This is a genomic window from Parasalinivibrio latis (assembly GCF_036825535.1).
Taxonomy (GTDB): domain Bacteria; phylum Pseudomonadota; class Gammaproteobacteria; order Enterobacterales; family Vibrionaceae; genus Parasalinivibrio; species Parasalinivibrio latis.
Genome location: NZ_CP098812.1, coordinates 2,841,412 through 2,865,893, shown reverse-complemented (window position 1 = coordinate 2,865,893; position 24,482 = coordinate 2,841,412). Strand labels below are relative to the sequence as shown.

Genomic DNA, 24,482 nt, shown 5'->3' with positions numbered 1-24,482 from the left:
CACAATGTCATTTAATATTGCATTAAGTGGTCTGGGTGCAGCCCAAAAGGACATGAACACTACGAGTAACAACATTGCCAACGCTAACACTTATGGCTTTAAAGAGTCCCGTGCGGAATTTGGTGATGTATACTCAACGTCTATCTTCTCAAACGCCAAAACCACTAACGGTGCTGGTGTTCAGACGTCAGTCGTTGCCCAGCAGTTTCACGAAGGTTCGAGTATTTATACCAACAACCCGATGGACTTGCGTATCAGCGGTAATGGTTACTTTGCAATAGCCAATGATCGCCTCCAGACTGCCGACAATAACCTTACTCGAAACGGTGCGTTCCATCTGGATAAAGATAACTTTATCATCAACGCAGATGGCCAATACCTGCTTGGTTACGGCGTTGACCAGCAAACCGGGGATGTGGGCTCTTATGAGCCAAAGGCACTGGAAGTCCCGGATCAGTTTGGACAGCCCCGGGCATCAGCCAATGTAGAAATTGGGCTGAACCTTCCAGCGGGAGCTGGTGGCAAGGACGTAACCCAGTTTAATCCGCAAGATCCTGATACTTATAACAAGGCAACGTCAACTACCATTTACGACAGTCTTGGTCAGGCATACAAAATGACCACCTACTACGTTAAGGATAATTCGGCTCCCAACCGCTGGGCTTCGTTTTACACTGTATCTGACGGAAATGGTGAAAAACCACTGAATGTAAATGGCGGTGGTGCATCCACAGCTACAGGGATGGTCGGCAGCACGATGGATTTTAATGCCGACGGCTCTGTAAATAACATCAACGGTGGCAACCCAATCGTTACTCAGGACTTCGCTTCTGCAGGCATCGAAATGAATGGTGCTGATGTCAGCCAGACTCTGACGTTCAACTTTGATAACCCGACACAATACGCTGCGCCGTTTGAACTGCGTAAATTTACCGATGACGGTGCCACTACCGGTTACCTTGCAAAAGTAGATATTGACCCTAAGGGCACCATCGTTGCGACTTACAGTAATGGTGAAAACGTATCTCTGGGTCGCGTAGCCATGGTTCGTGTGGCCGACCAGCAAGGCCTTCAGCAGGTGGGTAACACACAGTGGCGTGTTAGCCAGGTATCTGGTGACCCCGTATTTGGCGAAGCGATGCAGGGATCATTTGGCCAGATAAAGAGTGGTACCCTGGAGCAGTCGAACATCGATATGACACAGGAACTGGTTGACCTTATTACAGCTCAGCGTAACTTCCAGGCGAACTCCCGTGCGCTTGAAGTGGGTAACCAGATGCAGCAAACCATCCTGCAGATCCGCTAACTGATAATTTTTGCCAGTTTAGATTGCCGCTTGCTTGCCAAGCGGCAATTTCCTTCCTGAAATACAGAGGCTTTCATCATGCAGCCCTGTCAAATCAATATCATATATACTTGGTATAATTATTGCTTAATTAAGATTGGAGAATCTTGAGAGAGCAAGAATATGGATCGTGCCTTATACCTGGCGATGAGTGGAGCAAAGCAAGATATGTATGCTTTGCAGGTCAGAGCCAACAACCTCGCCAATGCTAATACTACCGGCTTCCGTGCGGATATGGAGCAAGCCCGTTCAATGCAGGCGTATGGTGAAGGTTTGCCGACCCGTGTTTTCAGCATGACTGAGCGTCCGGGATACAGTTTTCGTCAAGGTTCTACAATTACAACCGGCCGTGATCTGGATGTCGCGATCGAAGGGGATGGCTGGATTGCAGTCCTGGATGGTACCGGGCAAGAAGGGTATACCCGCGCCGGGCACCTTAAAATTGATCAGACGGGTATCCTGCAAAATGACTATGGGCAATCGATTTTGGGTGACAATGACGCACCGATCATTGTGCCATTGCCTATCAGCAAAATTGAAATAGGTAAAGACGGTACCGTCTCAGTGCTTCCACAGGGAGCACCGGCTGAAGCGATCGAGGAAATTGGACGGATTAAACTTGTCCGCCCTGACAACCGACAATTGTTTAAAGATAACAATGGTGTCTTCAAGCCGATTCAGCCGGGTACTGTGTTTGATGCAGATGCGAGTGTGACACTGTTGAGTGGTGCTCTTGAAGGCAGCAATGTGAACCCTATTGAAGAGATGACCAGCCTGATTGATCTGCAGCGTCACTTTGAAATGCAGGTCAAATTAATGAAAACCGCAGAAGAGCTGGATCAGGCATCTACATCACTGATGCGTCTGGGCTAACGGAATTTTTGGAGAGTTAAGGTATGCAACCAGCACTTTGGGTAAGTAAAACCGGTCTAGATGCACAGCAGACTAACATTGCGACCATTTCTAACAACTTGGCTAACGCCTCGACAGTGGGCTACAAGAAAGCCCGCGCTGTATTTGAAGACCTGTTTTACCAGAACATTAACCAGCCTGGCGGTCAGTCATCCCAGAATACCGAGCTTCCAAGCGGTTTGATGTTGGGTGCCGGTTCTAAAGTTGTGGCAACCCAGAAGGTGCATACCCAAGGTAATGTGCAGACAACCAATAACTCACTGGATGCGATGGTTGAGGGACATGGTTTCTTCCAGATCCTGATGCCGGACGGCAATATCGGCTATACCCGCAACGGCCAGTTTACTCTCAACGATGAAGGCACCATCGTTACCTCCGGTTCAGGTTATCCACTGGAGCCACAGATCGTTGTTCCGGATGATGCTGTGAAAATTACTATTGGTACGGACGGGCAGGTGTCAGCACGTATTCGGGGCCAGCAGCAGGATGCTATCTTAGGCCAGATTACCCTGTCTGATTTCATCAACCCGGGGGGCCTTGAGCCTATCGGCCAGAACCTGTTTTTACCAACCGGTGCCAGCGGTGACCCTCAGGAAGGCGTCCCTGGTGTTGATGGGATGGGTGCAATTCGTCAGTCCATGTTGGAAACGTCGAACGTCAACGTAACTGAAGAATTGGTCAATATGATCGAAGCGCAGCGCGTTTATGAAATGAACTCTAAAGTAATTTCTGCTGTTGACCAGATGCTGAGCTACGTGAACCAGCAACTGTAAGGAATCGATAACATGATTAATCTGTTAGCAAACAAGCCAACTTATTTGGCTAAACAGGTGCTGGTATGCTTTGCCGCAGTTGTCATGTATGGCTGTGCTGCCCCAGAGGTCGGTTCCGATGTTGAACAGGCTACCACCACCACAGATGCAGTTGAAGGTAATACCACCCAAAGTGGTGGCATTCTTGATTCCCTTCGCCGGCGTGAAGATGCCGTGGCAGGGGATCCTGCATGGGTGCCAATCCGTCCGCAACGCCAACCGGAACATTATGCAACGGCAACGGGGTCTCTGTTCAATTCCAAACAAGTCCACAACCTTTATGACGATACAAAGCCGCGCCTGATTGGTGACATTGTGACCGTTATGCTGGAAGAGAAAACCCAGGCGAAAAAGAGCGCCAGCTCTGATCTCAACAAGAAAAATGACTTGAGCATGGATCCGCTTGAACTGGGTGGCAAGGCGATGGAAATTGGTGAATACAACCTTTCCTACGCACTTAAGAATGACAACAAATTCTCAGGGACCTCGAGCGCAGACCAAAGCAACAGTATCTCAGGTTCTATTTCTGTGGAGGTTGTCGATATTATGCCGAATGGCAACCTGATGGTCCGGGGCGAGAAATGGCTGACACTGAATACCGGTGACGAGTATATCCGCCTGAGTGGCACTATCCGCCCGGATGATATCCAGCCGGACAATACCATTGCCTCAAACCGAATATCCAATGCCCGCATTCAGTATTCCGGTACGGGTGACCGTCAGGATACGCAAGAGCAAGGCTGGTTGGCACGATTTTTTAATGTGACTCTCTAACAGGTTTAAAAAGGCGGAGTTTTGACACATGAATTGGGCTAAGGCGATTGCGGCAGCACTGATATTCTTTTCCCTTCCAGGGCATGCAGCGCGCATCAAGGATGTGGCAGATATTGCCGGTGTACGCAGTAACAGCCTGGTAGGTTATGGATTGGTAGTCGGACTGCCGGGGACCGGTGAGTCATCTTCTCCGTTTATGGACCAAAGCTTCAACTCTCTGCTCAAAAATTTCGGCATTCAGTTGCCACCTGGTACCAAACCTAAAACCAAGAACGTTGCCGCTGTTGTAGTAAACGCAGAAATTCCGGCCTTTGCCAAGCAGGGGCAAAAAATTGATGTGACCGTCTCATCAATTGGCACTGCCAAAAGCTTGCGTGGTGGTGAACTGCTGCAGACTTTCCTCAAAGGCCTGGATGGGAAAATTTACGCTGTTGCACAAGGCAGCTTGATTGTTGGTGGCTTTAGTGCAGAAGGTGCTGATGGCTCCAAGCTGATCGGCAATACCCCTACAGTAGGCCGGATTAGCGGCGGGGCAACGGTAGAGCAGGAGATTCCTAACCCGTTTGCGCGCGGCGATTACCTCACATTTAACCTACAGCAGCCGGATTTCACGACTGCCCAGCGTATGGCTGATGCTATAAACCAGTTCCTTGGCCCTGACATGGCTTCTGCAACTGACTCTACCTCTGTACGTGTTCGAGCTCCACGGGATGTTGGCCAGCGAGTCGCATTCCTATCGACAATAGAAAATCTCGAGTTCAACCCGGCAGAAGGCAGTGCCAAGATTATTGTAAACTCCCGCACCGGTACTATTGTGGTTGGCCAGCATGTCCACCTCAAACCGGCTGCTATTACCCACGGCGGAATGACCGTTTCCATAAAAGAAAACCTTAAAGTCAGTCAGCCAAATGCACTTGCCGGTGGAAATACGGTTGTGGTTCCGGATTCGGATGTACAGGTTAAAGAAGAGAAAGGCCGGATGTTTAACTTCCAGCCAGGGGCAACCCTTGATGACCTTGTACGAGCAGTAAACAGCGTCGGCGCTGCCCCTTCAGATTTGATGGCTATTTTACAGGCGCTTAAACAGGCTGGAGCCATTGAAGGGCAATTGATCGTTATTTAAGGAGCCTGACTGTGAAATCACCTGCTGATATCGGATTTATCCAGGATCTGGCTTCACTTGATACCTTGCGCCAACAGGCGCAAAAAGGTGGTGATGACGAGAAAGCCGCCCTTCATGCCGCCGCAAAGCAGTTTGAGGCGCTGTTTACCCAGATGCTGTTTAAATCGATGCGAAATGCCAACAAGGTGTTTGAATCCGATCTTGTTGATAACCGCACCAGTAAATTCTATGAGCAGATGGCAGATGAACAACTGGCATCTAACCTGAGCAAGGAAGGATCCCTGGGGTTGGCAGACCTGATTGTGCAGCAGCTTTCGGGTGACAAAGAAAAACATCCACAGGCAGTAATGCGTACCGCAGCAGTAGACAGTGCGTTGCGGCTTCCCGTTAAAGAAGCTCATGCATCAGAGGCTGCTGAGAACGCCTTGGCAGAAGTGCAACGTCTGCGCAGGCTGATGCGTGCTCCGTTGGAAAATACGGTCCACCCGGTAAAACAAAGTGAGAGCTTTGAATCTCCGGAGGCTTTTGTTGCCAGTATGAGCCCATATGCTAAAAAAGCAGCCCGTGCATTAGGTGCAGACCCTGCAATCATCCTTGCACAAGCAGCACTGGAAACGGGCTGGGGCAACAAGGTGATCAACAACGCCGGGCGTTTCAGTCACAATCTTTTCAATATCAAGGCCGATTCCCGTTGGGCTGGCCCTAAAATGGCAACCCGTACACTTGAGGTCTATGACGGCATCCCGGTGCAGGAAACTGCAGCATTCCGCTCTTATGATTCCTACCAAGACAGTTTTGATGATTATGTTGCCTTCCTTCACAACAATCCCCGCTACGGCAATGCATTGAAATCTGCCGGTGATCCCAGCGAATTTATCCATGGCTTGCACCAAGCGGGCTACGCTACTGATCCTAACTACCCGGATAAAGTGATGCGGGTGTTTGATAAAGTGAAGAAAATCATGCCGCAGTAAGCGGCATTTTTTATTTAGGCAAAGCATTGCCTCCTTCTTGTCTTTCTCTGTTTTTCTGTTCTTATCCTATTGAAAAGTATCGATATAAACTAGTGGCTCGATAATTGCATTTATCCTGGGTAGCTTGATGTTTGCCGCTTGGCGGCAAACCGTATAACCCGGAGGAATAATGGGGTTTGATCTTCTCAACCTGGGCGCGCAGGGTGTTCTCACAGCGCAGCGCCAGCTCAATACAACCGGCCATAACATCAGTAATGTCAACACTGAGGGTTACAGCCGGCAGATGGTTGAGCAGGCAACCAATGCTCCGCAGTATTGGGCAGATCAAAACTGGGGGACCGGTGTACGGGCTGTTGCGGTTAACCGCAACTATGACAAATTTGCCGTCAATGAAATGAACCTGGCAACCACGACCCACAATTATGCTGCTGACCGCGATACACAACTCGCATTGCTGAATGATGTAATGGCAAACTCAGCGGGGAAAATTCCTCAAAATATCAATGATTTTTTCGGTGCAGTGAAAACCCTTGCGGATACACCCAATGACATGGGTGCAAGGAAAGTAGTCCTGGAGAAAGCCAAGCTCAGTGCGGCGGCTTTGAACGATATTCATCACATAGTCCAGCAGCAGTCGTTTGATACAACCGAACAAATCCATGCGATGACTCAGCGGATTAACCAAATCGGCGAAGAGCTGGTGGAAGTGCACCACACCATGATTCGAACTCAGGGTCACAGTAATGACTTGATGGATCGCCATGACCGATTGATAAAAGAGTTGTCTGAATATACCAAAGTCACCGTTACTCCCCGGGAAAATGATGGCCTGTACAACGTTATGATTGGCAACGGGCATATGCTGGTGTCAGGTACGCAATCGAGCACACTCACAACGCTGGATGGCAGCCCGGACAGCACTCGGACACAGCTCGCGTTGGTGGAAGGTAAGAGTGTAAAGGCAATTTCCAAGGCGGATGTTGGCGGTAAGCTGGGATCGCTGTTTGAGTACCGGGATAAAACTATCCCCATGGTACAGGACGAGCTTGGCCGTATTGCTGTTGGTTTTGCCCAGTCTTTGAATGGGCTTCAGAATCAGGGCTTTGATTTGAACGGCGAAGTTGGGCGAAATATGTTTACCGACTTCAATAACGACAATATAGCGGCAAATCGCGTGATTAAACGTGGCGACTCAACGGCCGATATCAAAGTATATATTGATGATTTGCGTGCGCTGAAAAGTGGCGATTATGCCCTGACATTTGACGGATCCAGCTACTCATTGACTAAACCGGATGGGAACAAGCTGACAGTTGCACCAACCGGGACACCACCAAGTTTTGAGGTGGATGGTTTGCGCGTACAGGTTGATGCTGGTTTGTCTCCCAATGAAAAAGTCTATATCCGTCCTGTCCGCCATGCTGCCAATGAAATCCGGGTTACTATGGACCATGGTGAGCAAATTGCCACCCAGAGCGTTATCAGTTCAGCGTCCCGCCTGTTGGGTAACGCAGAGCTGAAAATTACGGCAAAAGGTGCCCAGAACGAGTTTCAGGTTGTTGTATCACCAGACGCCACCCAGTTTGCGGTACTTGATAAAAACGGCAGTGTACTGGTGGCTCCCCAGACTTATCCACCTGCGGGCCCGGTAAACGTAAACGGTACGGTATTTGAACTCAGTGCCGGTGCTGAGCCGGAAGATGTATTTGCCGTCAGCCTGAACCCGGCAGACGGTGACAATGGAAACCTGATGCTGATGCAAAGGCTGCAGACACAAAAGTTCATGAATAATGGCCGTTCAACTATCGTCGATGTTTTTGAAGGGCTGAACACGGAAGTCGGTATGCAGAAAAACAGTTTCCAACGTATGCGGGAAGTCACAGGTGTCGAGCTTCAGGAAGCCGAAAGCCGGGTTGCGCAGGTCTCAGGGGTGAACCTGGATGAAGAAGCTGCCAACATGATGAAATTCCAACACGCGTACATGGCATCATCACGCATTATGTCTGCAGCAAATGAAGCTTTTGAACAGCTTCTGAACGCGACCCGCTAGGAGATTGAACAATGATTAGCAGGCTTGCCAGTTTCCATAATTATCAGACAGTGTCGAATGACATCATGCGCCAGCAGGTTCGTGTACAGGATACGCAAAGTCACCTTGCATCAGGCGAGAGAGTGAGCAGCGCTGGTGATGACCCGTTAGCCTCGGTATACATCCAGAATTTCCATCAACAGGACAAGCAGCTGGATCAGTATGTTGATTCCATCACGTTGGCACGTAACCGACAGAACCGTGAGGAGATAACGCTCAGCGAAGCCGAGCAACTTATGGATTCAGCCAAGCGTAAAACCATGGCAATTATCAACGGTTCATTGTCCAAGGAAGACCGCATCGCGCATCGTCAGGATCTGGAAGGATTGTTCGACGGATTTATGAACTTGGTAAACACCAAAGATGAATCCGGAAACTTCCTCTTTTCCGGTACAAAAGCCAGTACCCAACCGTTCTACCGTGATACCCAGAACAATGTCCGGTATGTTGGGGACAGCTACTTCCGGTCTGCTCAAGTGGCACCGGCGGTGGAAATTGCTGTCAGTGACCCGGGCGACAAACTGTTTCTGGAAATAGATAACCCCTATGGGGATTATCAGCCGGATTACAATTTGAAAGAGGGATCCTTGCTGTTGATCTCCAATGCAGTCAATACCAATGATGCCGATAATGCACAGTATAACGTCAGCTTTAAGGACAATAACGGCGTCATGATGGCTGAGGTGTACCAAAATGGCAGCCTTGTACAGTCGTCACCCTACGATCCTCAATCGGGGGTTCAGTTTGGCACGCTGAATGTCCGTTTTGAGGGCGAAATGCTGGATGGAGATTCTGTCGATTTAACGCGGCAAGATAAAGTGAACCCGTTTGATGCCTTCCGCAAAGCCATTGAGCTGACTGACCGCGACAACAACGACGCCTCAGCCAACGCCGAGTTGCAACAGGCAACCGAAGAGTTTACTGCCGCATTCAAGCACCTTAACAAAGCGCGGTCTGAAGTGGGTTCACGTCTTCAAACATTGGATCGCCAGGAAGATATGCACAAAGATTACAAACTGGTGTTGAACAAGTCGCTGAGTACGCTTGAAGACCTGGATTATTCGAAGGCAGTTATTGATCTCAATGAAAATATGGTTGCACTTCAGGCATCCCAACAGGCTTTTGCGAAAGCCAAAGATTTGACCCTGTTTAACTACATTTAACGTGGTGACAGCGTAAAACAGAATAAAAAGCCCGGCTGACTCAGGTTAGCCGGGCTTTTTCACGTCTTAATGCCGGTTGATTGAAAGGGCCTGGTCAAGGCTCCCGGTACTTATATATTGCTTCACCGAAGCAGCAATAGCGTTTACAACATCGAGTTTGTTGGGCACGAGCGGAGGATACACAAACCCGATCTCCCTGCTGGTATGAAGGCGTTCGGGCTTGAATGGGTCGGAGTCATGTTTGCCGAAAAAGAATACAAAACACGGGGTCTCCGTGGCACTGGTAAGCATGTGTACAGCTGTACCAGCCGAGATGACAAGATCCAGGTTTTGTATCAGTGCTGCCGTACCGGCAAAGTCATCCCTCAAATCGAGATCGTCAAAAGTAATGATATCCCTGCCTGTGGCTCGTTTGATCCTGCTGAGTTCGTCTTTGCAGTCTCCGTATTGCAGGTTCACAAACACTGCATCAGGAATCGAATTTACCAGTGCGATGACATCTTTGATGTTGAGGTAATAGAAGTTCCGTGATGCGGCAGCCAGACCGCTTCGCCAGCAAAGTCCGATGACAGGCTTATTTCCACTCTGTTCTTTAAGCGCAGAAATCTTTGTTTGCCATGCAGATTGCAACGTCGAGGGAGTATTAATCCAGCTGTCTTTGTAAACATGTTGTCCGCAAGAATCAAATACCATCTTCGCCAGGCTTCCGGCAGCAATCCAGTGTGTTATCTCTGCCGTGACGTTTTCCGGTAGTTGAATTGGCACCCCTGGCTGGCGCTTAATTCCGAAGAAATGAGCTTCAGGATAGGCACAAGAGAGCGCCGGTATCAGGCGTGGCTCGCAGCCAACAAAGACCTTTTTACTGCGTTCAAGCACATAGCTCAGGTTGTGATAATAACGGATTTCATCACCCACACCTTGTTCTGACATGACTAATACGATGTCGTCATTGTTTTCTCCGGGTACCCATACCGGGGTGGCCCCTGCTGCTTTTAAGCGCAGGCCAGCCGCTATGCCGCGCTCATTAGCTTCATAATGTTCCTTCCACTGTTTCAGCGTTTTGTAGATAAATGTCAGGTTAAATGCCGCCTCGTGATCGTCTGGGTTGGCATCGGTATAAGCCTTGATTAAGGCAAGTGCTTCTTCGGGATGCCCCTGATACCACTTGAGCTCTGCAATAAAGGTTTTCAGTTTACTGGTTTTCTCAGGTGGAATTTTAGCCAGGGCTTTGGTGAGTGTATTTTCACACTCTGCCAAGGAAGTCGGAGTGAAATTCTGGCGCTGCCGAAAATCCATAAACCGCGCTTCTGCCCGTATATAGTGAAGAAGGGGTTGTGCCGGATTAATTTTCAACAGCGTATCTGCAGTCTCTTTTACCTTGGCCCAGTTTTTCTCGCTTGAGTAAATATTTAGGAGGCGACGTAGCAGAGTCTCGTCATCAGGTGATTCCCTCAGCCCGTCAATACAGTGGCTTCTGGCTTCCTTATACAGTGTGAGCGCGACTTCACAATCAATAAGCAACTTGGTTGCAGCACTTTTATTTTTTGTATGTTGCAGTGCCAGCAGGAATGACTGTCTTGCTTCGGGAAGTGCACCGGAAGCGGTCAGCATCTTTCCTTTCTCTAACAGTGCATCCGGGTGCGACGGGGCGATTGCCAATATTGCTTTCAGCAGTGCTTCAGCCTGGGTGACGTTATCTGTATCGATAAGCTGTCGAACGGCATCAAGACTTGTCTGGATTTCATCCTCAATGGATTGCCTTTGGCTTGAAGCCGTCTCTGCTGCTTTTGCCGTCCGGCGGCTTTCGGCCTTATTACCTGTCTTTGCGGTAAGAGATTGCCGCATTGCCAGCAGTTCTTGCTGACCGGGGTTCCGGGAAAGAAGCAGCTCAACCCAGTCCAGGGCCTCAAGGTTTTTACCCTGTTCTTTCAGCACTACGGCCAGATCGAACAGGACAGAGTCATCCTCTCGGGCAATGTCTGCTGCCGCACGTAGGCGTTGTTCTGCGTTATTGAGCAACCCTTGTTCACTATCAAGGACAGCAAGCACCTGCAAAACAGGAACAGCATCTGGGGCGAACGTAAGGATTTCTTCGAAAACAGCTCGGGCTTCGGCCTTGCTGTTTTGTTGGTACAGCGACACACCATGCTGAAATGCCTGTTCAAGAGTTAATTTGTGAGAGTTCTCAGTCATGGGGGGAGTCCGGTGAATTGAATAGGTAATGAAACGTGTTCAGGCAAGTATTGTGCCTGAAAAGATCTTATTTATGACTACACTAAAGAAATAAAATGGCTGGGCAAATAGATTGCCGCATAGCCGGAAGTGGTTGGCATCAGGGCGGAATGTTGCCGCTTTTGTCATTGCGAATAAAGTTAAATTTACGGCAATGCATTGTTTCTACAAGTAATTTAATAATTGGCACAGTAATTGTATTCATGACTGTGAAACGGCAAGGTTACCGGCGTTAACAACTCGATACATTGCCGGCCGATTAACATAGATGTTCTAGCTGGTCCCGCTGCACCACATTGTCAGCTTGTTGCGGGTAGGCTGTTTCGCGAACACAAGCGAAAGTCAAAGGAGAGCAAAATGGGTGTAACAGTAAACACCAACGTGTCTGCGATGACTGCGCAGCGTTACCTGAACAAGGCTACAGGTGAGCTCAATACGGCAATGGAAAGACTGTCGTCCGGTAGCAGAATTAACAGTGCAAAAGATGACGCAGCTGGTCTTCAAATTTCAAACCGATTGGTCGCCCAGGCTCGTGGCCTGGATGTGGCAATGCGAAATGCCAATGACGGTATTTCAATTGCACAGACTGCCGAAGGTGCGATGCAGGAATCAACCAATATTCTCCAACGTATGCGCGATCTGTCTTTGCAGTCCGCTAACGGTGTAAACAGTAATTCAGAGCGCGGAGCTATCCAGGAAGAGATGGAAGCAATGCAAGACGAATTGAACCGTATCGCAGAAACTACGTCGTTTGGTGGACGTAAGCTTTTGAACGGATCATTCGGTGAAACCGCATTCCAAATTGGTGCTGATTCCGGTGAGGCAATCATTATGGGCCTCACAAGTATCCGTGCCGATGACTTCCGGATGGGTGGTGCTGAGTTTGCTGGTACTGTTGCCAAATCAGCAAACTGGGGTGTTTCCGGTTCTGCTGCAACCCTGGTCATGAGCTTTACCACAAAATCCGGTGAAGCCATCAGTCTGACAGTTAACGCCAAAGCCGGGGATGATATTGAAGAACTGGCGACGTACATCAACGGCCAGACAGACAAACTGGAAGCCTCTGTTGATGAGAACGGCCAGCTTCAGGTGTTTGTTGATGAGCCAAACCTGACGGGTAACCTCACCTTTGGTGGTGCATTAGCCGCGTCTCTGGGACTGACTACAGGCGCAGGAACTCAGATTACAGCACAAAATCTGGATGTAAGTACGGTTGGTGGCGCGCAGATGGCAGTAGGCGTTATCGATTCAGCCCTTCGTTATATTGATGGTCAGCGAGCAGATCTGGGTGCAAAACAGAACCGTCTGTCCCATACCATCAGTAACTTGGCAAACATCAAAGAAAACGTGTCTGATTCAAACAGCCGAATTCGGGATACCGACTTTGCCAAGACAACAACAGAGCTTACTAAGAAGCAGATCCTGCAACAATCCAGTACATCTATACTGGCGCAGGCTAAGCAGTTGCCACAGGCGGCGCTCAACCTTCTTCAGTGATTTTTCTGTTGCACCCATTTCCTTTAAGCGGCCGATTCAGGCCGCTTTTCTTTTGTTCCAAATGACGGATGTTCCTTAGCTATAAGTATTTTTTGAAATATTTGTAAAGTCTTCTTTGTTATCGCCGATAAGGTTAATGCAACGGTTATTAGAGGCAATACGCGGCAAAAAAATGCCGAAATTTTTCTTAAAGTTATTGCCACCCTTGCCGCTACATCAGGTAACACAGAGAAAATTGGTTTTTCCTGGTGAGCTGGGCAAAGCCGAATTAGAGATACAAAGGAGATCATTATGGCGATTACAGTGAACACTAACGTGTCTGCGATGACTGCTCAGCGCTACCTGAACAACTCGACAGATGCTCTGAATAAATCTATGGAACGCCTGTCTTCAGGTTTCCGTATTAACAGCGCTAAAGACGATGCAGCAGGTCTGCAAATCTCTAACCGACTGATTTCACAAAGCCGTGGTTTGGACGTTGCTGTACGTAACGCCAACGATGGCATCTCTATGTCACAAACTGCAGAAGGTGCAATGGAAGAGTCAACCAGCATCCTGCAACGTATGCGTGACTTGTCCCTGCAATCAGCTAACGGTGTAAACAGCACTGATGAGCGCCAAGCTATCCAGGAAGAAGTGGTAGCTCTGCAGGACGAATTGAACCGTATTGCTGAAACTACCTCTTTCGGTGGCCAGAAACTGCTGAACGGTACCTTTGGTACCCGTGCATTCCAAGTGGGTGCGGATGCAGGTGAAGCAGTAATGATGGAATTCAAAAACATCCGTGCTGATGAAAAAGAAATGGGCGGCGATGTTTACACCGGTACTGTCGGTGCGTCTGCTGGCTGGGCTGCTTCAGCGAACACTCTGTCAATCACTGTTTCTGGTAATACTGTCGCGGTAAACCTGAAGGCCGGTGACGATATCGAAGAAGTGGCAACACTGCTTAACGGTAACTCTGGTGGTAACTTCAGTGCATCTGTTACTGAAGAAGGCAAACTGCAAATCGTTACTACTTCTGACGCAACCGTTGCGTTTGGTGGTGCTGCTGCAACTTCTCTGGGTATTGCTGTCGGTTCCAAGAGTGCACAAACTATCAAAGATGTAGATGTTACTTCTGTGGGTGGTGCACAAAAAGCAGTAGGCCTGATTGACAACGCTCTGCAGTATATCGATTCAGAACGCGCCGATTTAGGTGCGAAACAGAACCGTCTGTCTCATACTATCGGTAACCTGAACAACATTAACGAAAACGTAAGTGCGTCTAACAGCCGAATCCGTGACGTTGACTTTGCGAAGGAAACTACGCAAATGACTAAGTCTCAGATTCTGCAGCAATCAGGTATGTCTATCCTGGCGCAAGCGAAGCAAGCACCATCAGCTGCGTTGAGCTTACTGGGTTAAGGTAAGATTCGACATCCAGTTAGCGGGATAATATCCCGCTAACTTGTGCGATTGTGAGGTGATTACGATGGATATTTCATCTTATTCTGCCACTTCGAATGCATCCGGAGCCCATGGTCAGCGTGACGCCTACTCTGGTGGTACAAATGTTGCTAGAGGTAAAGCAAATGCTGAAGGTGCATTGGCGTCGCAGCAAGGAGGAAACGCTGCGCACCAGGCGATGAAGACTGAATCGAACCGCGCGGTACGAGCCAGTGAAAACATTGCAAAAGTAGACACCCTGAAGCGTGATCAGTTGGAAAAAATGATGGAACATCTCGATGAGTTCGTTTCGTCTTTCAACAAAGGGTTAGCTTTCAAACTTGATGAAGACACCGGCCGCAGCATTATTACTGTTTATGAAAAGCGGAGTGGTCAGGTTATTCGTCAGATTCCTGAAGAGGAAGTACTGGAGCTTGCAAAACAGCTGTCCGGTCACGCTAGCGGACTGGTAACAGAAACCGTTTAGTGAGAGGTTAAAAATATGGGCTTAAGTGCTTCGGGGCTGGCAACAGGCCTGGACATTAGCGGCATGGTCAATAAATTGGTACAGGCAGAGCGTGCGCCTCGCCAAAAGAGTATTGACAATAAACTTGCTGAAGTTGAAACCCATATTAGTGCTTATGGCCGGCTCAAAGAGTCGCTAGACAGCATGAAACAGCTCATGAGTGATTTCCGGGCTGACGGTAATTTTGCGGCCAGAAAAGCCTCTACCTCAGACGAAGACATCCTTACCGGCGAGGCGTCCAAAGATGCCGCACCCGGTAGCTATTCCGTTGAAGTGCTGAAACTGGCATCTTCACACAAACTTGTATCCTCCCCCTTTGCAGAAAATCAGGTCTTTGGTGCCGGTAACCTGGAGATAAGCCTTGGTAACCGGAGCATGTCTGTAGACGTTACGAACCCTAATGCAAAATTAGAGGACGTCGTCGCAGCCATTAATAGTGCTCCGTCAAACCCGGGTGTACAGGCATCTTTAATTCAAGATGAAAATGGTACCCGGCTGACATTTTCCAGTGATAAGCAAGGCACCCAAAACGAAATTAAGGTTGTCGTTAATGCCGGTTTGGCCAGTCCTTACCAGCAATTGGCATTTGATTCAGGTGCAGTAAGCAATCCCATGCAGCAAATGCAGGCTGCCAGTGATGCGCAGATCCGTATTGATGGACTGGTGGTTGCCAACAGTTCAACCAACACCTTTTCAGACGTTATCAAAGGCGTTGATTTAACTGTCGAAAATTTGACGGTTAACAAACCGGTTAAATTTAATGTTGATTTTGACAAGGATGCGGTAAAAGGATCACTGAAGAAATTCGTCGACGCCTATAACGGGTATTATGAGCTATCCAAAAACCTCAGCCGTTACGATCAGGAAAACCAACAAGCTGCGCCGCTCACCGGGGACAGTACGCTACGAAGTGCAACCAGTCAGCTACGGCGATTGTTTGCCTCCCCACTTGAAGGTGTTACGTCATCCTTTAAGACGCTGAGTGAAATAGGTATTTCCACAACCCGAGAGGGAAACCTTGAAATCGACGACAACATGCTGTCAAAACAACTGCAGCAAAACTTCCCGGATTTTGAGGCATTCTTTGCTGGGCCTGATGGGTTTGCCAAGAAACTCGAAGATGTAATTCATAACTTCACTGGATACTCCGGTTCCATACAGAACCGTGAAAACACACTGACAGAAACACGCCGTCGCCTTAACCATGAACAGGAAACTCTGGATCGTCGAATGAAACAGCTGGAGTCCCAGACTCTGTCGAAGTTCAGGGCGATGGAGAGTGCCGTTTCACGCATGCAGTCTCAGTTAGGTGCCATGATGAGCATGATGCCGGGCGGGCAGTAATAGATGACGGCAAAACTTTATGAAGCGTTGTCACAATTGGATCAGAAATTGCTTCAGATTATTGACAGCGAAAACATCGACGATAACCAGCTATCTGAGCTTTTATCCGAAAGGGAAGAGCTGATTCAAAAAATACAATGTTCGCCGACTACAGATTTTGATATGTGGCAGGACGCGACAGAAAGAACCAAATTTTTGTTGTCCCGGTTCACGACCATAAGGGATGAGGCCGGTAAAGAGGCGGGAAAGCTGGTTCGGGGACGACGTTCAGTTGAGATATACAAGAAGTTCCAGTAAGTGAGGACGATTATGAGAGGGTCACTGCAAGCCTACAAGAAGGTCTCAGTAGACAGCCAACTGACAGCTGCATCACCGCACAAGGTGATTCAGATGCTGATGGGTGGTGCCATTGAGCGCCTGATTCAGGGTAAGGCGGCCATGCTGCAGAACAACTTCGCAGTAAAAGGCGAACGCCTTGGCAAGGCATTGGATATAGTCGTCAACTTACGCGGTTGTCTTTCAATGGATGATGGCGGGGATATTGCCCAGAATCTTGATGCTCTATATGATTTCATGATCCGCCAGATTTCACTGGCCAATGTCCAGAATGATCCTGAACCTATTGATGGTGTTATAGACATTCTGCGTGAAATTAAGTCTGCCTGGGACCAAATCCCACCCGAATTCCACCATGTGGCAGAACCTCAGCCTTCCTAACATTTTGTATTTATTGCATTGTGTTTGCACTGGAGTCACACCTTAGTGTGGCTTCGGTTGCCTTATCCTGAGCATCAATTACAATAGCGCTTTGTTTTGCAGCCGCGCGAATTAAGCACTGCGCTAAACAACAAGTATCAGGGTATTAAGGCAGAGACACGATTATAAGATGCATGGTTTAGCAAAGGTTCTGGTAATCGACGATGACCCCCAATTTCGTCATGACCTTGGAGTGATCCTTAACTTTATCGGGGAACACTACAGGCTAGCTTCTTCTGCCGACTTGGGTGACAGTCTCTGGGAAGAAAATTGGGCGCTTTGCCTGATTGGACATATCCATTCTCAAAAAAAGCTTAGCGAGCTTCTGGATAACCTCGCTATCAACAGCCACATTCCCGTTATTGCCCTTTCTGTACACGACCAGATTTTAAGTGGAATGAGCAATTATGTCGGTGAGCTGGAACTGCCTCTGAATTACCCCCAACTTTCCGACGCCTTCAGGCATTGCCAGGAGTTTTCCGGTAAACGAGCGTTTGACATTCCGCAATTGGCACAAAAAAACACGCTATTTCGTAGCATGGTTGGCCGTAGCGATAAAATCAGTGAAGTCCGCCGTTTGGTTGAGCAAGTCGCCACGTCGGAAGCCAGTGTATTGATTCTGGGCGAGTCAGGTACTGGTAAGGAAGTGGTAGCTCGTAACATTCATTACCATTCAAGCCGGGGACAGGGGCCTTTTGTTCCTGTTAACTGTGGTGCCATTCCTGCAGATCTTCTTGAGAGTGAACTGTTTGGTCATGAAAAAGGTGCCTTTACCGGTGCGATTACTGCACGTAAAGGGCGTTTTGAACTGGCTGAAGGCGGGACACTGTTCCTGGATGAAATTGGCGATATGCCAATGCAAATGCAGGTAAAGCTCCTGCGTGTGCTGCAAGAGCGCAGTTTTGAGCGGGTAGGCGGCAATAAAACCATAAAAGTTGATGTCCGGGTTGTTGCTGCGACTCACCGAAACCTGGACGAAATGATAGCGGAAGGCACTTTTAGGGAAGATCTTTTCTATCGTCTCAATGTATTCCCTATCGAGATGCCGCCGCTTCGTGACCGGTTGGAAGATATCCCTTTGCTGGTCCATGAGCTCATGGCGCGCCTTGAGGCCCAGGGCGGTTGCCCAATTCACTTTTCCCCTCGTGCTATTACATCTTTGATGGAGCATGAGTGGCCGGGAAATGTCCGGGAACTGGCCAATTTGATTGAACGCTTGGTGATTCTCTATCCTGGTCAGGTAGTAGACGTTAACCATTTACCCAGCAAATACCGTTACAGTGCTGTACCTTCATTCCAGCCGGAAACCTCGATAGACAGCGATATCCTTGAGCGAGAGGCACTGGCGGACCTGTTTGCATCACCTTCACCGTTGCAAGATGATATGGCCGTTGCGTTCGGATCAAATGCCTTGCCTCCGGAAGGGATAAACCTCAAGGAAATGCTGGCAGATCTGGAGATAGATATGATCCGTCAGGCTTTGGATGCGCAGGCCGGTGTGGTTGCGCGAGCCGCTGATATGTTGGGTATCCGCCGGACGACCCTGGTCGAAAAAATGCGTAAGTACGGACTCAATAAAGACGAGCTGTAACTGAGGCTTATCTCGCTGGTTTTATCTGTCTTACAAAGGCGAAGTCAAAAAAATGGCTTCGCTTTTTTATTTTCCATTCACAATAAATCTTTAAATTCAGCATCTTATCTGTGGCATGTTTTGTGCATTTTGATGTTTATAGAAATATTGACAGTATAGGTCCCCAGAGGTTTATGGAATCGGGATACGCTAATCAGGAGTGTTCCTACAACTCTTCTCTCGGCAGTCCAGAGCAACAGATGTTGCGATACAAGCAAGTGCTCGATGTGATGCCTGCCGGCGTGATTTTGCTTGATTCAAAGGGCGTTGTTGCCGAAGCCAACCCGGAAGCTCACCGACTGTTGGGTGAGCCACTGGAAACCCAGCGTTGGCTTGAAGTAATTCAGCGTTCTTTTGCTCCCCGAGAAGATGACGGACACGAAGTTTCCTTGCGAGATGGCCGCAAAGTGAGACTTGATATTTCAGCCTCTGACTCTGGCCAGCTCATCATGATTACAGACATGACTGAAACACGTTTGCTTCAGTCGCGCGTCAGCGATCTCCAGCGACTTTCATCACTGGGACGTATGGTGGCTTCATTGGCCCACCAAGTCCGCACACCCCTTTCCAGTGCGATGTTATATGCATCACACCTTGGCTCTGCGGATTTGCCCGCCCCCGCCCGCCAGCGATTTCAAGGCAAATTGATTGACCGACTGCAAGATCTGGAAAAGCAAGTTAATGATATGCTCCTGTTCGCCAAAGGTGGGGACAACAAAGTGGTGTCCAGATTTAGCCTTGGCAACCTGCTTGACGAGTTTGAACCCATGGTGGAGACCACCATTTCCCGCAATGACATTGACTTTGAAGTTAATGCTGAAGATGAAGAACTTGCGTTGTTCGGAAATGCCAATGCACTCGCCAGTGCAATGAGCAACCTGATTCTTAATGCTGTTCAGGCTGCGGGGAAAGGGTGCCGAATCGTTTTGGATGCCCGTAAGATCGATGATCAGGTTTTTATCTCTGTGATTGATAACGGTCCGGGTATCCCTGCGGATTTGCAGGCAAAGATTCTTGAGCCTTTTTATACAACGCGCCAGCAAGGTACCGGTCTTGGGCTTGCTGTCGTCCAAATGGTTTGCCATGCCCACAAGGGGCGGCTCAGCGTCCAATCCGAACTGGGGAAGGGCGCATGTTTTACCTTGTGTCTGCCCGTTTGCGATACAAGTGATAAATCGTCAGAAAGCACACCCGGAGGAACACCATGAATCAGAGCAAAGTACTGGTTGTAGAGGATGACGAAGGTCTGCGTGAAGCACTGGTTGATACACTGGCACTGGCCGGTTACCAGTGGCTGGAAGCAGACAGTGCTGAACAGGCTCTGTTAACGTTGAAGTCCGAACCGGTCGATCTTGTGGTATCAGATGTACAGATGGCGGGAATGGATGGCCTTGGTTTGCTCCGTAATATTAAGCTTAATTGGCCGAACCTTCCGGTTCTCCTGATGACTGCCTATGCCAATATAGAAGATGCGGTGTCGGCGATGAAGGAAGGTGCCATCGACTACATGGCAAAACCATTTGCTCCGGAAGTGCTGATGAATATGGTGAGCCGTTATGCACCAGCGAAAACCGCTTCTTCTGATGCTGTAGTGGCCGATCCCAAAAGCCTTGCTTTGATGTCTCTGGCAGATCGTGTGGCTAAGACCGACGCCAATGTGATGGTACTGGGGCCAAGTGGTTCTGGTAAGGAAGTGATGGCCCGCTATATTCACGAACATTCCAACCGATCCAATGGCCCGTTTGTCGCGATTAACTGCGCTGCCATTCCCGAAAACATGCTTGAAGCTACCCTGTTCGGCTACGAAAAAGGGGCGTTTACCGGTGCAATACAAGCTTGTCCCGGCAAATTTGAGCAGGCACAGGGCGGCACAATTTTGCTTGATGAGATCAGTGAAATGGACCTCAGCCTTCAAGCCAAGCTTTTACGTGTGTTGCAGGAGCGCGAGGTAGAGCGTCTGGGTAGCCGGAAGGCTATACAACTGGATGTTCGGGTACTGGCAACCAGTAACCGGGACCTTAAACAATATGTAACCGATGGAGAGTTTCGCGAAGACCTCTATTACCGCCTGAATGTCTTCCCATTGACCTGGCCGCCTCTTTGCGAGCGCTTGGGTGACATTGCCCCGCTAGCCCATCACTTGGTAGGAAGGCACTGTACACAGCAAGGAAGAGCTGTTCCTTCTATGCAAGAGAGTGCAATTGATAAGCTAGTCGGGTACCATTGGCCAGGTAACGTCCGCGAACTGGATAATGTCATCCAGCGGGCGTTGATTTTATGTGATGGAGAGTCTGTTACCGCACAGGATATTTTGCTGGAAGGCCATGACTGGCATGATGCCGGGAGCCTGCAGCAGCACATTTCCCTAACACAACCTACATCTTACCAACAGCCGGCAACTTCCGGGTTTAATCGTCCGCCTGAGGGTATTTCTGCCCCGGAAAGTTTAGGTGGCGAATTACGCGAGCAGGAGTTTTCCATCATTCTGGAGACCCTGAACGCCTGTAATGGCAGACGTAAAGATGTTGCAGAAAAACTGGGCATCAGTCCACGGACATTGCGTTACAAACTCGCTAAGATGCGGGATGCAGGAATAGACATTCCGGGTTAACAAATCAGCAATCTGACAGATTGTTACACTGATATATGGCCTCGGATTTGCTTGTCGTCCTAGGTAAAGGTATAAAGCCGGGATCCAACGTCAATGTACTGACAGCGCCCTAGGCGTTTTGAGCCAACAGGAGAAGTAAATGAAAGTTTCCGGAATGCAGCAGGAGATGCAAATGATGGCCGCAGAGGCCCGAAATTCTTCGTCCCCTGCCAATGCGCAGCAAGTGGCGGCGGAATTTTCAGATATCCTCGGTCAGGCTGTCAATAACGTCAATGGGCTCCAGAAAAGTGCCGGCGAGCTGGCAACCCGCTTTGATGAAGGGGATCGTTCGGTCAGCCTTGCCGATGTCATGATTGCACGAAACAAATCCAGCGTGGCATTTGACGCCACGGTTCAAGTACGGAACAAACTGGTCGAGGCATACAAAGAATTAATGAATATGCCGGTATAAGAGAGCGTTAGATAGTGGCAGACGAGAACTCAAACACAGACCTGGCGGTAAGTAACCAATCTGCGGCATTGCCTGCAGATGTTATGGACTCAGATGTTCAGAACCCAGACCAGAACGAGCAGGCTGCGTCTGGTGGGCTGCTTGGCGGTCTTGACCTGGTTCGCCAGGTCGTTTTGGTTCTGGCTGTCGCAATCTGCCTTGCCCTTATCGTTATGCTCTTTTTCTGGGTGCAGGAACCTGAACTGCGCCCGCTTGGCACTTACGAAACCAGCGAACTGATACCTGTACTGGATCAGCTTGATCAAAGCAAAATCGATTACAAACTGGATGGGAATACCATCCGTGTACCTGTAAACCAGTACAACGCAATCAAACTTAACCTTGCCCGTGCCGGGCTTGGACAGCCTACTGATGAAGGTGACCAGATCCTTCTCAACGACATGGGCTTTGGCGTTTCCCAACAGGTAGAGCGTGAACGCCTGAAATTGAGCCGTGAGCGACAGCTTGCTGCCGCCATTGAGGAAATGCGGAAGGTATCGAAAGCCCGTGTGTTGCTTGCGATGCCAAAACAAAGTGTGTTTGTCCGGCATAATCAGGAGGCGTCAGCAACTGTTTTCCTCACCGTGCGCAGTGCAAACACCCTGGATCAGGAAGAAGTGGACTCCATTGTTGATATGGTGTCTTCAGCCGTTCCCGGACTTAAACCAACCCGGGTAACGGTGACAGACCAACATGGCCGTTTGTTGAGCTCTGGTTCACAGGATCCAATCTCAGCAGTGCGCCGCAAGGAATATGAACTGGAGCGCCAACAGGAAGAACAGCTTCGCAACAAGATTGACTCTATTTTGATTCCGGTACTGGGTATTGGTAACTACACCGCCCAGGTGGATGTCAGCATGGACTTCAGTGCACTTGAAGAAACCCGGAAAACATACGACCCTGCAGCCCCCGCAACACGCAGCGAATACACCCGGGAAGATATCAACAGCCGGGATACAGTGGGCGGTATCGCCGGGGCTCTGAGTAACCAACCGCCGTCAGATTCAGCGATTCCTGAAGACGTAAAAGATCTGAAAAATGGTGGACTGGGTGGTGCTGAATCCGTAAGCCGTGAGGCGACGCGAAATTTTGAGCTGGATACTACCATCAGCCACCGCAGGGCACAGACCGGATCGATTGCACGCCAGACTGTATCGGTCGCACTGAATTATATTGAAAACACCAACCCGGAAACCGGCGCTGTCACCAAATCGCCGTTGAGTGAAGCGGAGCTTGAGAAGATTCGTCGCCTGCTGGCAGGCGGCCTTGGCTATGACAAGGCGCGTGGTGATGTCCTTGAAGTGGTTGCCGTTCCCTTTGTTGAACCGGAAAAAGTTGCCGATGGCGATGTGCCTATCTGGGAACATGAAAATTTCAACGATTGGGTCCGCTGGCTGGCAGCAGCACTGGTTATTATTGTGGTGGTGTTGGTACTTGTCCGTCCTGCCCTCAAGAAATTGCTCAACCCGTATGAGGATGCGGCCGGTACGGTGGGTGCCAATGGCGAACTGTTTGGCCCGGATGGACGGCCATTGCAGCCGGATGATGACATTGGGCTTATCGGTGGCGAATTGGATGGCACCAATTCCTCGTTTGCCCTTACCGGCTCCAATATTGACCTTCCGGATCTGCATAAAGATGAAGACCTGCTGAAGGCAGTAAGAGCCCTGGTGGCCAACGAACCGGATCTGGCAGCGCAGGTAGTGAAGAGTTGGATGAGCGAAGATGGCAAGTGATGACGAAAAGACTGATGGCGCAGCCTATGATATCAGTCAACTTTCTGGGGTAGAAAAAGCATCCATTCTACTGCTCAGCCTGACTGAGCAAGATGCGGCAAGTATTATCCGCCACCTGGAACCCAAGCAGGTGCAAAAAGTGGGTGGCACAATGGCCACCCTGACCGATCTCAGCCAGGAGAAAGTGGCGGCAGTACACCGTACCTTCCTGGAAGAAATCCAGCGTTTTACTTCCATCGGACTCGGCAGCGAAGACTTTGTCCGCAATGCTCTTGTAGCCGCGCTTGGTGAAGACAAAGCTAACAACCTTGTTGACCAGATTCTGCTGGGCAGTGGCTCCAAAGGGCTTGAAGCACTTAAATGGATGGAGCCGCGTCAGGTGGCAAGCATCATTATCAACGAACACCCACAGATTCAGACGATTGTACTTTCCTACCTGGAGCCGGAGCAGTCTGCAGAAATCCTGACGCAGTTTGCAGAGCGTGATGCGCTGGATCTGATGATGCGTATATCCAACCTGGAAGAAGTCCAGCCAGCCGCATTGCAGGAATTGAACGAGATCATGGAGAAACAGTTTGCCGGTCAGGCAGGAGCCCAGGCAGCGAAGATTGGTGGCCTGAAAGCTGCAGCAGATATTATGAACTACATGGACAACCAGCTTGAGGGTGCCCTCATGGATGGTATCCGTGAACGTGATGAAGAGCTGGCAGCCCAGATCCAGGACCTCATGTTTGTCTTCGAAAACCTTGCCGATGTGGACGACCGAGGTATCCAGACCATGCTGCGTGATATCCCGCAAGATGTCCTGCTCAAGGCGATGAAAGGTGCAGACGATGGACTACGCGACAAGTTCCTGCGCAATATGTCCAAACGTGCGGCTGAAATGCTTAATGACGACCTCGAGGCTATGGGCCCAATCCGTGTGGCTGATGTAGAAGCAGCACAGAAAGAAATCCTGTCCATTGCCCGTCGTCTGGCCGATGCCGGTGAAATTATGCTTAGCAGCGGTGGTGCTGATGAATTCCTGTAATCCTGACATTGTT

21 protein-coding genes are annotated in these 24,482 nt (G+C 49.4%); 20 read left to right on the top strand and 1 reads right to left on the bottom strand.

Annotation, left to right across the window (positions count from 1 at the left end):
• Nucleotides 1–4: 4 nt before the first annotated feature.
• The 8 genes from flgE to flgL all read left to right on the top strand — a co-directional run bounded on the left by flgE (nt 5) and on the right by flgL (nt 9,192).
• Nucleotides 5–1,306 carry a flagellar hook protein FlgE gene (gene flgE, locus NF212_RS13235; protein ID WP_434356357.1) on the top strand — a complete coding sequence of 434 codons (1,302 nt, stop codon included), beginning with the start codon at nt 5–7 and terminating at the stop codon, nt 1,304–1,306.
• 162 nt (nt 1,307–1,468) lie between these two features.
• On the top strand, nt 1,469–2,218 hold the full coding sequence (gene flgF, locus NF212_RS13230) for a flagellar basal-body rod protein FlgF (RefSeq protein ID WP_434356355.1): 750 nt from the start codon (nt 1,469–1,471) through the stop codon (nt 2,216–2,218).
• Nucleotides 2,219–2,241: 23 nt separating this feature from the next.
• Entirely contained in the window at nt 2,242–3,030 is a 789-nt protein-coding gene (gene flgG / locus NF212_RS13225) for a flagellar basal-body rod protein FlgG (RefSeq protein WP_434356353.1), read from the top strand.
• Nucleotides 3,031–3,042: 12 nt separating this feature from the next.
• Nucleotides 3,043–3,843: a flagellar basal body L-ring protein FlgH gene (gene flgH, locus NF212_RS13220; protein ID WP_434356351.1), complete on the top strand. Its 801-nt coding sequence runs from the start codon at nt 3,043–3,045 to the stop codon at nt 3,841–3,843.
• Nucleotides 3,844–3,871: 28 nt separating this feature from the next.
• Entirely contained in the window at nt 3,872–4,966 is a 1,095-nt protein-coding gene (locus NF212_RS13215) for a flagellar basal body P-ring protein FlgI (protein ID WP_434356349.1), read from the top strand.
• 11 nt (nt 4,967–4,977) lie between these two features.
• Nucleotides 4,978–5,940 (top strand): flagellar assembly peptidoglycan hydrolase FlgJ, encoded by a 963-nt coding sequence (gene flgJ / locus NF212_RS13210; RefSeq protein ID WP_434356347.1) that lies wholly within the window; start codon nt 4,978–4,980, stop codon nt 5,938–5,940.
• Nucleotides 5,941–6,109: 169 nt separating this feature from the next.
• Nucleotides 6,110–7,990: a flagellar hook-associated protein FlgK gene (flgK, locus tag NF212_RS13205; protein ID WP_434356345.1), complete on the top strand. Its 1,881-nt coding sequence runs from the start codon at nt 6,110–6,112 to the stop codon at nt 7,988–7,990.
• An 11-nt stretch (nt 7,991–8,001) separates the two neighbouring features.
• On the top strand, nt 8,002–9,192 hold the full coding sequence (flgL, locus tag NF212_RS13200) for a flagellar hook-associated protein FlgL (protein WP_434356343.1): 1,191 nt from the start codon (nt 8,002–8,004) through the stop codon (nt 9,190–9,192).
• A 66-nt stretch (nt 9,193–9,258) separates the two neighbouring features.
• On the opposite strand, the gene NF212_RS13195 is transcribed toward flgL, so the two are convergent.
• Nucleotides 9,259–11,385: a tetratricopeptide repeat protein gene (locus NF212_RS13195; RefSeq protein WP_434356341.1), complete on the bottom strand. Its 2,127-nt coding sequence runs from the start codon at nt 11,383–11,385 to the stop codon at nt 9,259–9,261.
• 396 nt (nt 11,386–11,781) lie between these two features.
• Here NF212_RS13195 and NF212_RS13190 point away from each other — a divergent pair, with 396 nt between their 5' ends.
• The 12 genes from NF212_RS13190 (at nt 11,782) to fliG (ending at nt 24,469) form a co-directional block, all read left to right on the top strand.
• A complete protein-coding gene (locus tag NF212_RS13190) occupies nt 11,782–12,921 on the top strand; it encodes a flagellin (protein WP_434356339.1) in 1,140 nt (379 codons plus the stop codon).
• Nucleotides 12,922–13,212: 291 nt separating this feature from the next.
• On the top strand, nt 13,213–14,325 hold the full coding sequence (locus NF212_RS13185) for a flagellin (protein WP_434356337.1): 1,113 nt from the start codon (nt 13,213–13,215) through the stop codon (nt 14,323–14,325).
• 67 nt (nt 14,326–14,392) lie between these two features.
• The gene (locus NF212_RS13180) at nt 14,393–14,833 is read left to right on the top strand and encodes a flagellar protein FlaG (RefSeq protein WP_434356335.1); all 441 of its coding nucleotides are present in this window, start codon (nt 14,393–14,395) and stop codon (nt 14,831–14,833) included.
• Nucleotides 14,834–14,848: 15 nt separating this feature from the next.
• A complete protein-coding gene (fliD, locus tag NF212_RS13175) occupies nt 14,849–16,216 on the top strand; it encodes a flagellar filament capping protein FliD (RefSeq protein WP_434356333.1) in 1,368 nt (455 codons plus the stop codon).
• A gap of 3 nt (nt 16,217–16,219) precedes the next feature.
• Nucleotides 16,220–16,513 carry a hypothetical protein gene (locus NF212_RS13170; RefSeq protein WP_434356331.1) on the top strand — a complete coding sequence of 98 codons (294 nt, stop codon included), beginning with the start codon at nt 16,220–16,222 and terminating at the stop codon, nt 16,511–16,513.
• A 12-nt stretch (nt 16,514–16,525) separates the two neighbouring features.
• A complete protein-coding gene (gene fliS / locus NF212_RS13165; protein ID WP_434356329.1) occupies nt 16,526–16,933 on the top strand; it encodes a flagellar export chaperone FliS in 408 nt (135 codons plus the stop codon).
• 169 nt (nt 16,934–17,102) lie between these two features.
• Entirely contained in the window at nt 17,103–18,563 is a 1,461-nt protein-coding gene (locus NF212_RS13160; protein ID WP_434356327.1) for a sigma-54 dependent transcriptional regulator, read from the top strand.
• A 173-nt stretch (nt 18,564–18,736) separates the two neighbouring features.
• The gene (locus tag NF212_RS13155; RefSeq protein ID WP_434356325.1) at nt 18,737–19,810 is read left to right on the top strand and encodes a sensor histidine kinase; all 1,074 of its coding nucleotides are present in this window, start codon (nt 18,737–18,739) and stop codon (nt 19,808–19,810) included.
• Nucleotides 19,807–21,213 (top strand): sigma-54-dependent transcriptional regulator, encoded by a 1,407-nt coding sequence (locus tag NF212_RS13150; protein WP_434356323.1) that lies wholly within the window; start codon nt 19,807–19,809, stop codon nt 21,211–21,213. Before NF212_RS13155 ends, NF212_RS13150 begins: the two co-directional genes overlap by 4 nt.
• Before the next feature lie 139 nt (nt 21,214–21,352).
• Nucleotides 21,353–21,664 (top strand): flagellar hook-basal body complex protein FliE, encoded by a 312-nt coding sequence (gene fliE, locus NF212_RS13145; protein ID WP_434356321.1) that lies wholly within the window; start codon nt 21,353–21,355, stop codon nt 21,662–21,664.
• 14 nt (nt 21,665–21,678) lie between these two features.
• Nucleotides 21,679–23,439: a flagellar basal-body MS-ring/collar protein FliF gene (gene fliF / locus NF212_RS13140; protein WP_434356319.1), complete on the top strand. Its 1,761-nt coding sequence runs from the start codon at nt 21,679–21,681 to the stop codon at nt 23,437–23,439.
• Nucleotides 23,429–24,469, top strand: coding sequence for a flagellar motor switch protein FliG (gene fliG / locus NF212_RS13135; RefSeq protein WP_434356317.1), 1,041 nt, complete (start codon nt 23,429–23,431; stop codon nt 24,467–24,469). Before fliF ends, fliG begins: the two co-directional genes overlap by 11 nt.
• Nucleotides 24,470–24,482 lie beyond the last annotated feature (13 nt).

Excerpts from the sequence above, each read along its gene's own strand:
- flgE (WP_434356357.1), top strand. The coding sequence starts at position 5 with ATGTCATTTAATATTGCATTAAGTGGTCTGGGTGCAGCCCAAAAGGAC.
- flgF (WP_434356355.1), top strand. The coding sequence starts at position 1,469 with ATGGATCGTGCCTTATACCTGGCGATGAGTGGAGCAAAGCAAGATATG.
- flgG (WP_434356353.1), top strand. The coding sequence starts at position 2,242 with ATGCAACCAGCACTTTGGGTAAGTAAAACCGGTCTAGATGCACAGCAG.
- flgH (WP_434356351.1), top strand. The coding sequence starts at position 3,043 with ATGATTAATCTGTTAGCAAACAAGCCAACTTATTTGGCTAAACAGGTG.
- NF212_RS13215 (WP_434356349.1), top strand. The coding sequence starts at position 3,872 with ATGAATTGGGCTAAGGCGATTGCGGCAGCACTGATATTCTTTTCCCTT.
- flgK (WP_434356345.1), top strand. The coding sequence starts at position 6,110 with ATGGGGTTTGATCTTCTCAACCTGGGCGCGCAGGGTGTTCTCACAGCG.
- flgL (WP_434356343.1), top strand. The coding sequence starts at position 8,002 with ATGATTAGCAGGCTTGCCAGTTTCCATAATTATCAGACAGTGTCGAAT.
- NF212_RS13195 (WP_434356341.1), bottom strand. The coding sequence starts at position 11,385 with ATGACTGAGAACTCTCACAAATTAACTCTTGAACAGGCATTTCAGCAT.
- NF212_RS13190 (WP_434356339.1), top strand. The coding sequence starts at position 11,782 with ATGGGTGTAACAGTAAACACCAACGTGTCTGCGATGACTGCGCAGCGT.
- NF212_RS13185 (WP_434356337.1), top strand. The coding sequence starts at position 13,213 with ATGGCGATTACAGTGAACACTAACGTGTCTGCGATGACTGCTCAGCGC.
- NF212_RS13180 (WP_434356335.1), top strand. The coding sequence starts at position 14,393 with ATGGATATTTCATCTTATTCTGCCACTTCGAATGCATCCGGAGCCCAT.
- fliD (WP_434356333.1), top strand. The coding sequence starts at position 14,849 with ATGGGCTTAAGTGCTTCGGGGCTGGCAACAGGCCTGGACATTAGCGGC.
- NF212_RS13170 (WP_434356331.1), top strand. The coding sequence starts at position 16,220 with ATGACGGCAAAACTTTATGAAGCGTTGTCACAATTGGATCAGAAATTG.
- fliS (WP_434356329.1), top strand. The coding sequence starts at position 16,526 with ATGAGAGGGTCACTGCAAGCCTACAAGAAGGTCTCAGTAGACAGCCAA.
- NF212_RS13160 (WP_434356327.1), top strand. The coding sequence starts at position 17,103 with ATGCATGGTTTAGCAAAGGTTCTGGTAATCGACGATGACCCCCAATTT.
- NF212_RS13155 (WP_434356325.1), top strand. The coding sequence starts at position 18,737 with ATGGAATCGGGATACGCTAATCAGGAGTGTTCCTACAACTCTTCTCTC.
- NF212_RS13150 (WP_434356323.1), top strand. The coding sequence starts at position 19,807 with ATGAATCAGAGCAAAGTACTGGTTGTAGAGGATGACGAAGGTCTGCGT.
- fliE (WP_434356321.1), top strand. The coding sequence starts at position 21,353 with ATGAAAGTTTCCGGAATGCAGCAGGAGATGCAAATGATGGCCGCAGAG.
- fliG (WP_434356317.1), top strand. The coding sequence starts at position 23,429 with ATGGCAAGTGATGACGAAAAGACTGATGGCGCAGCCTATGATATCAGT.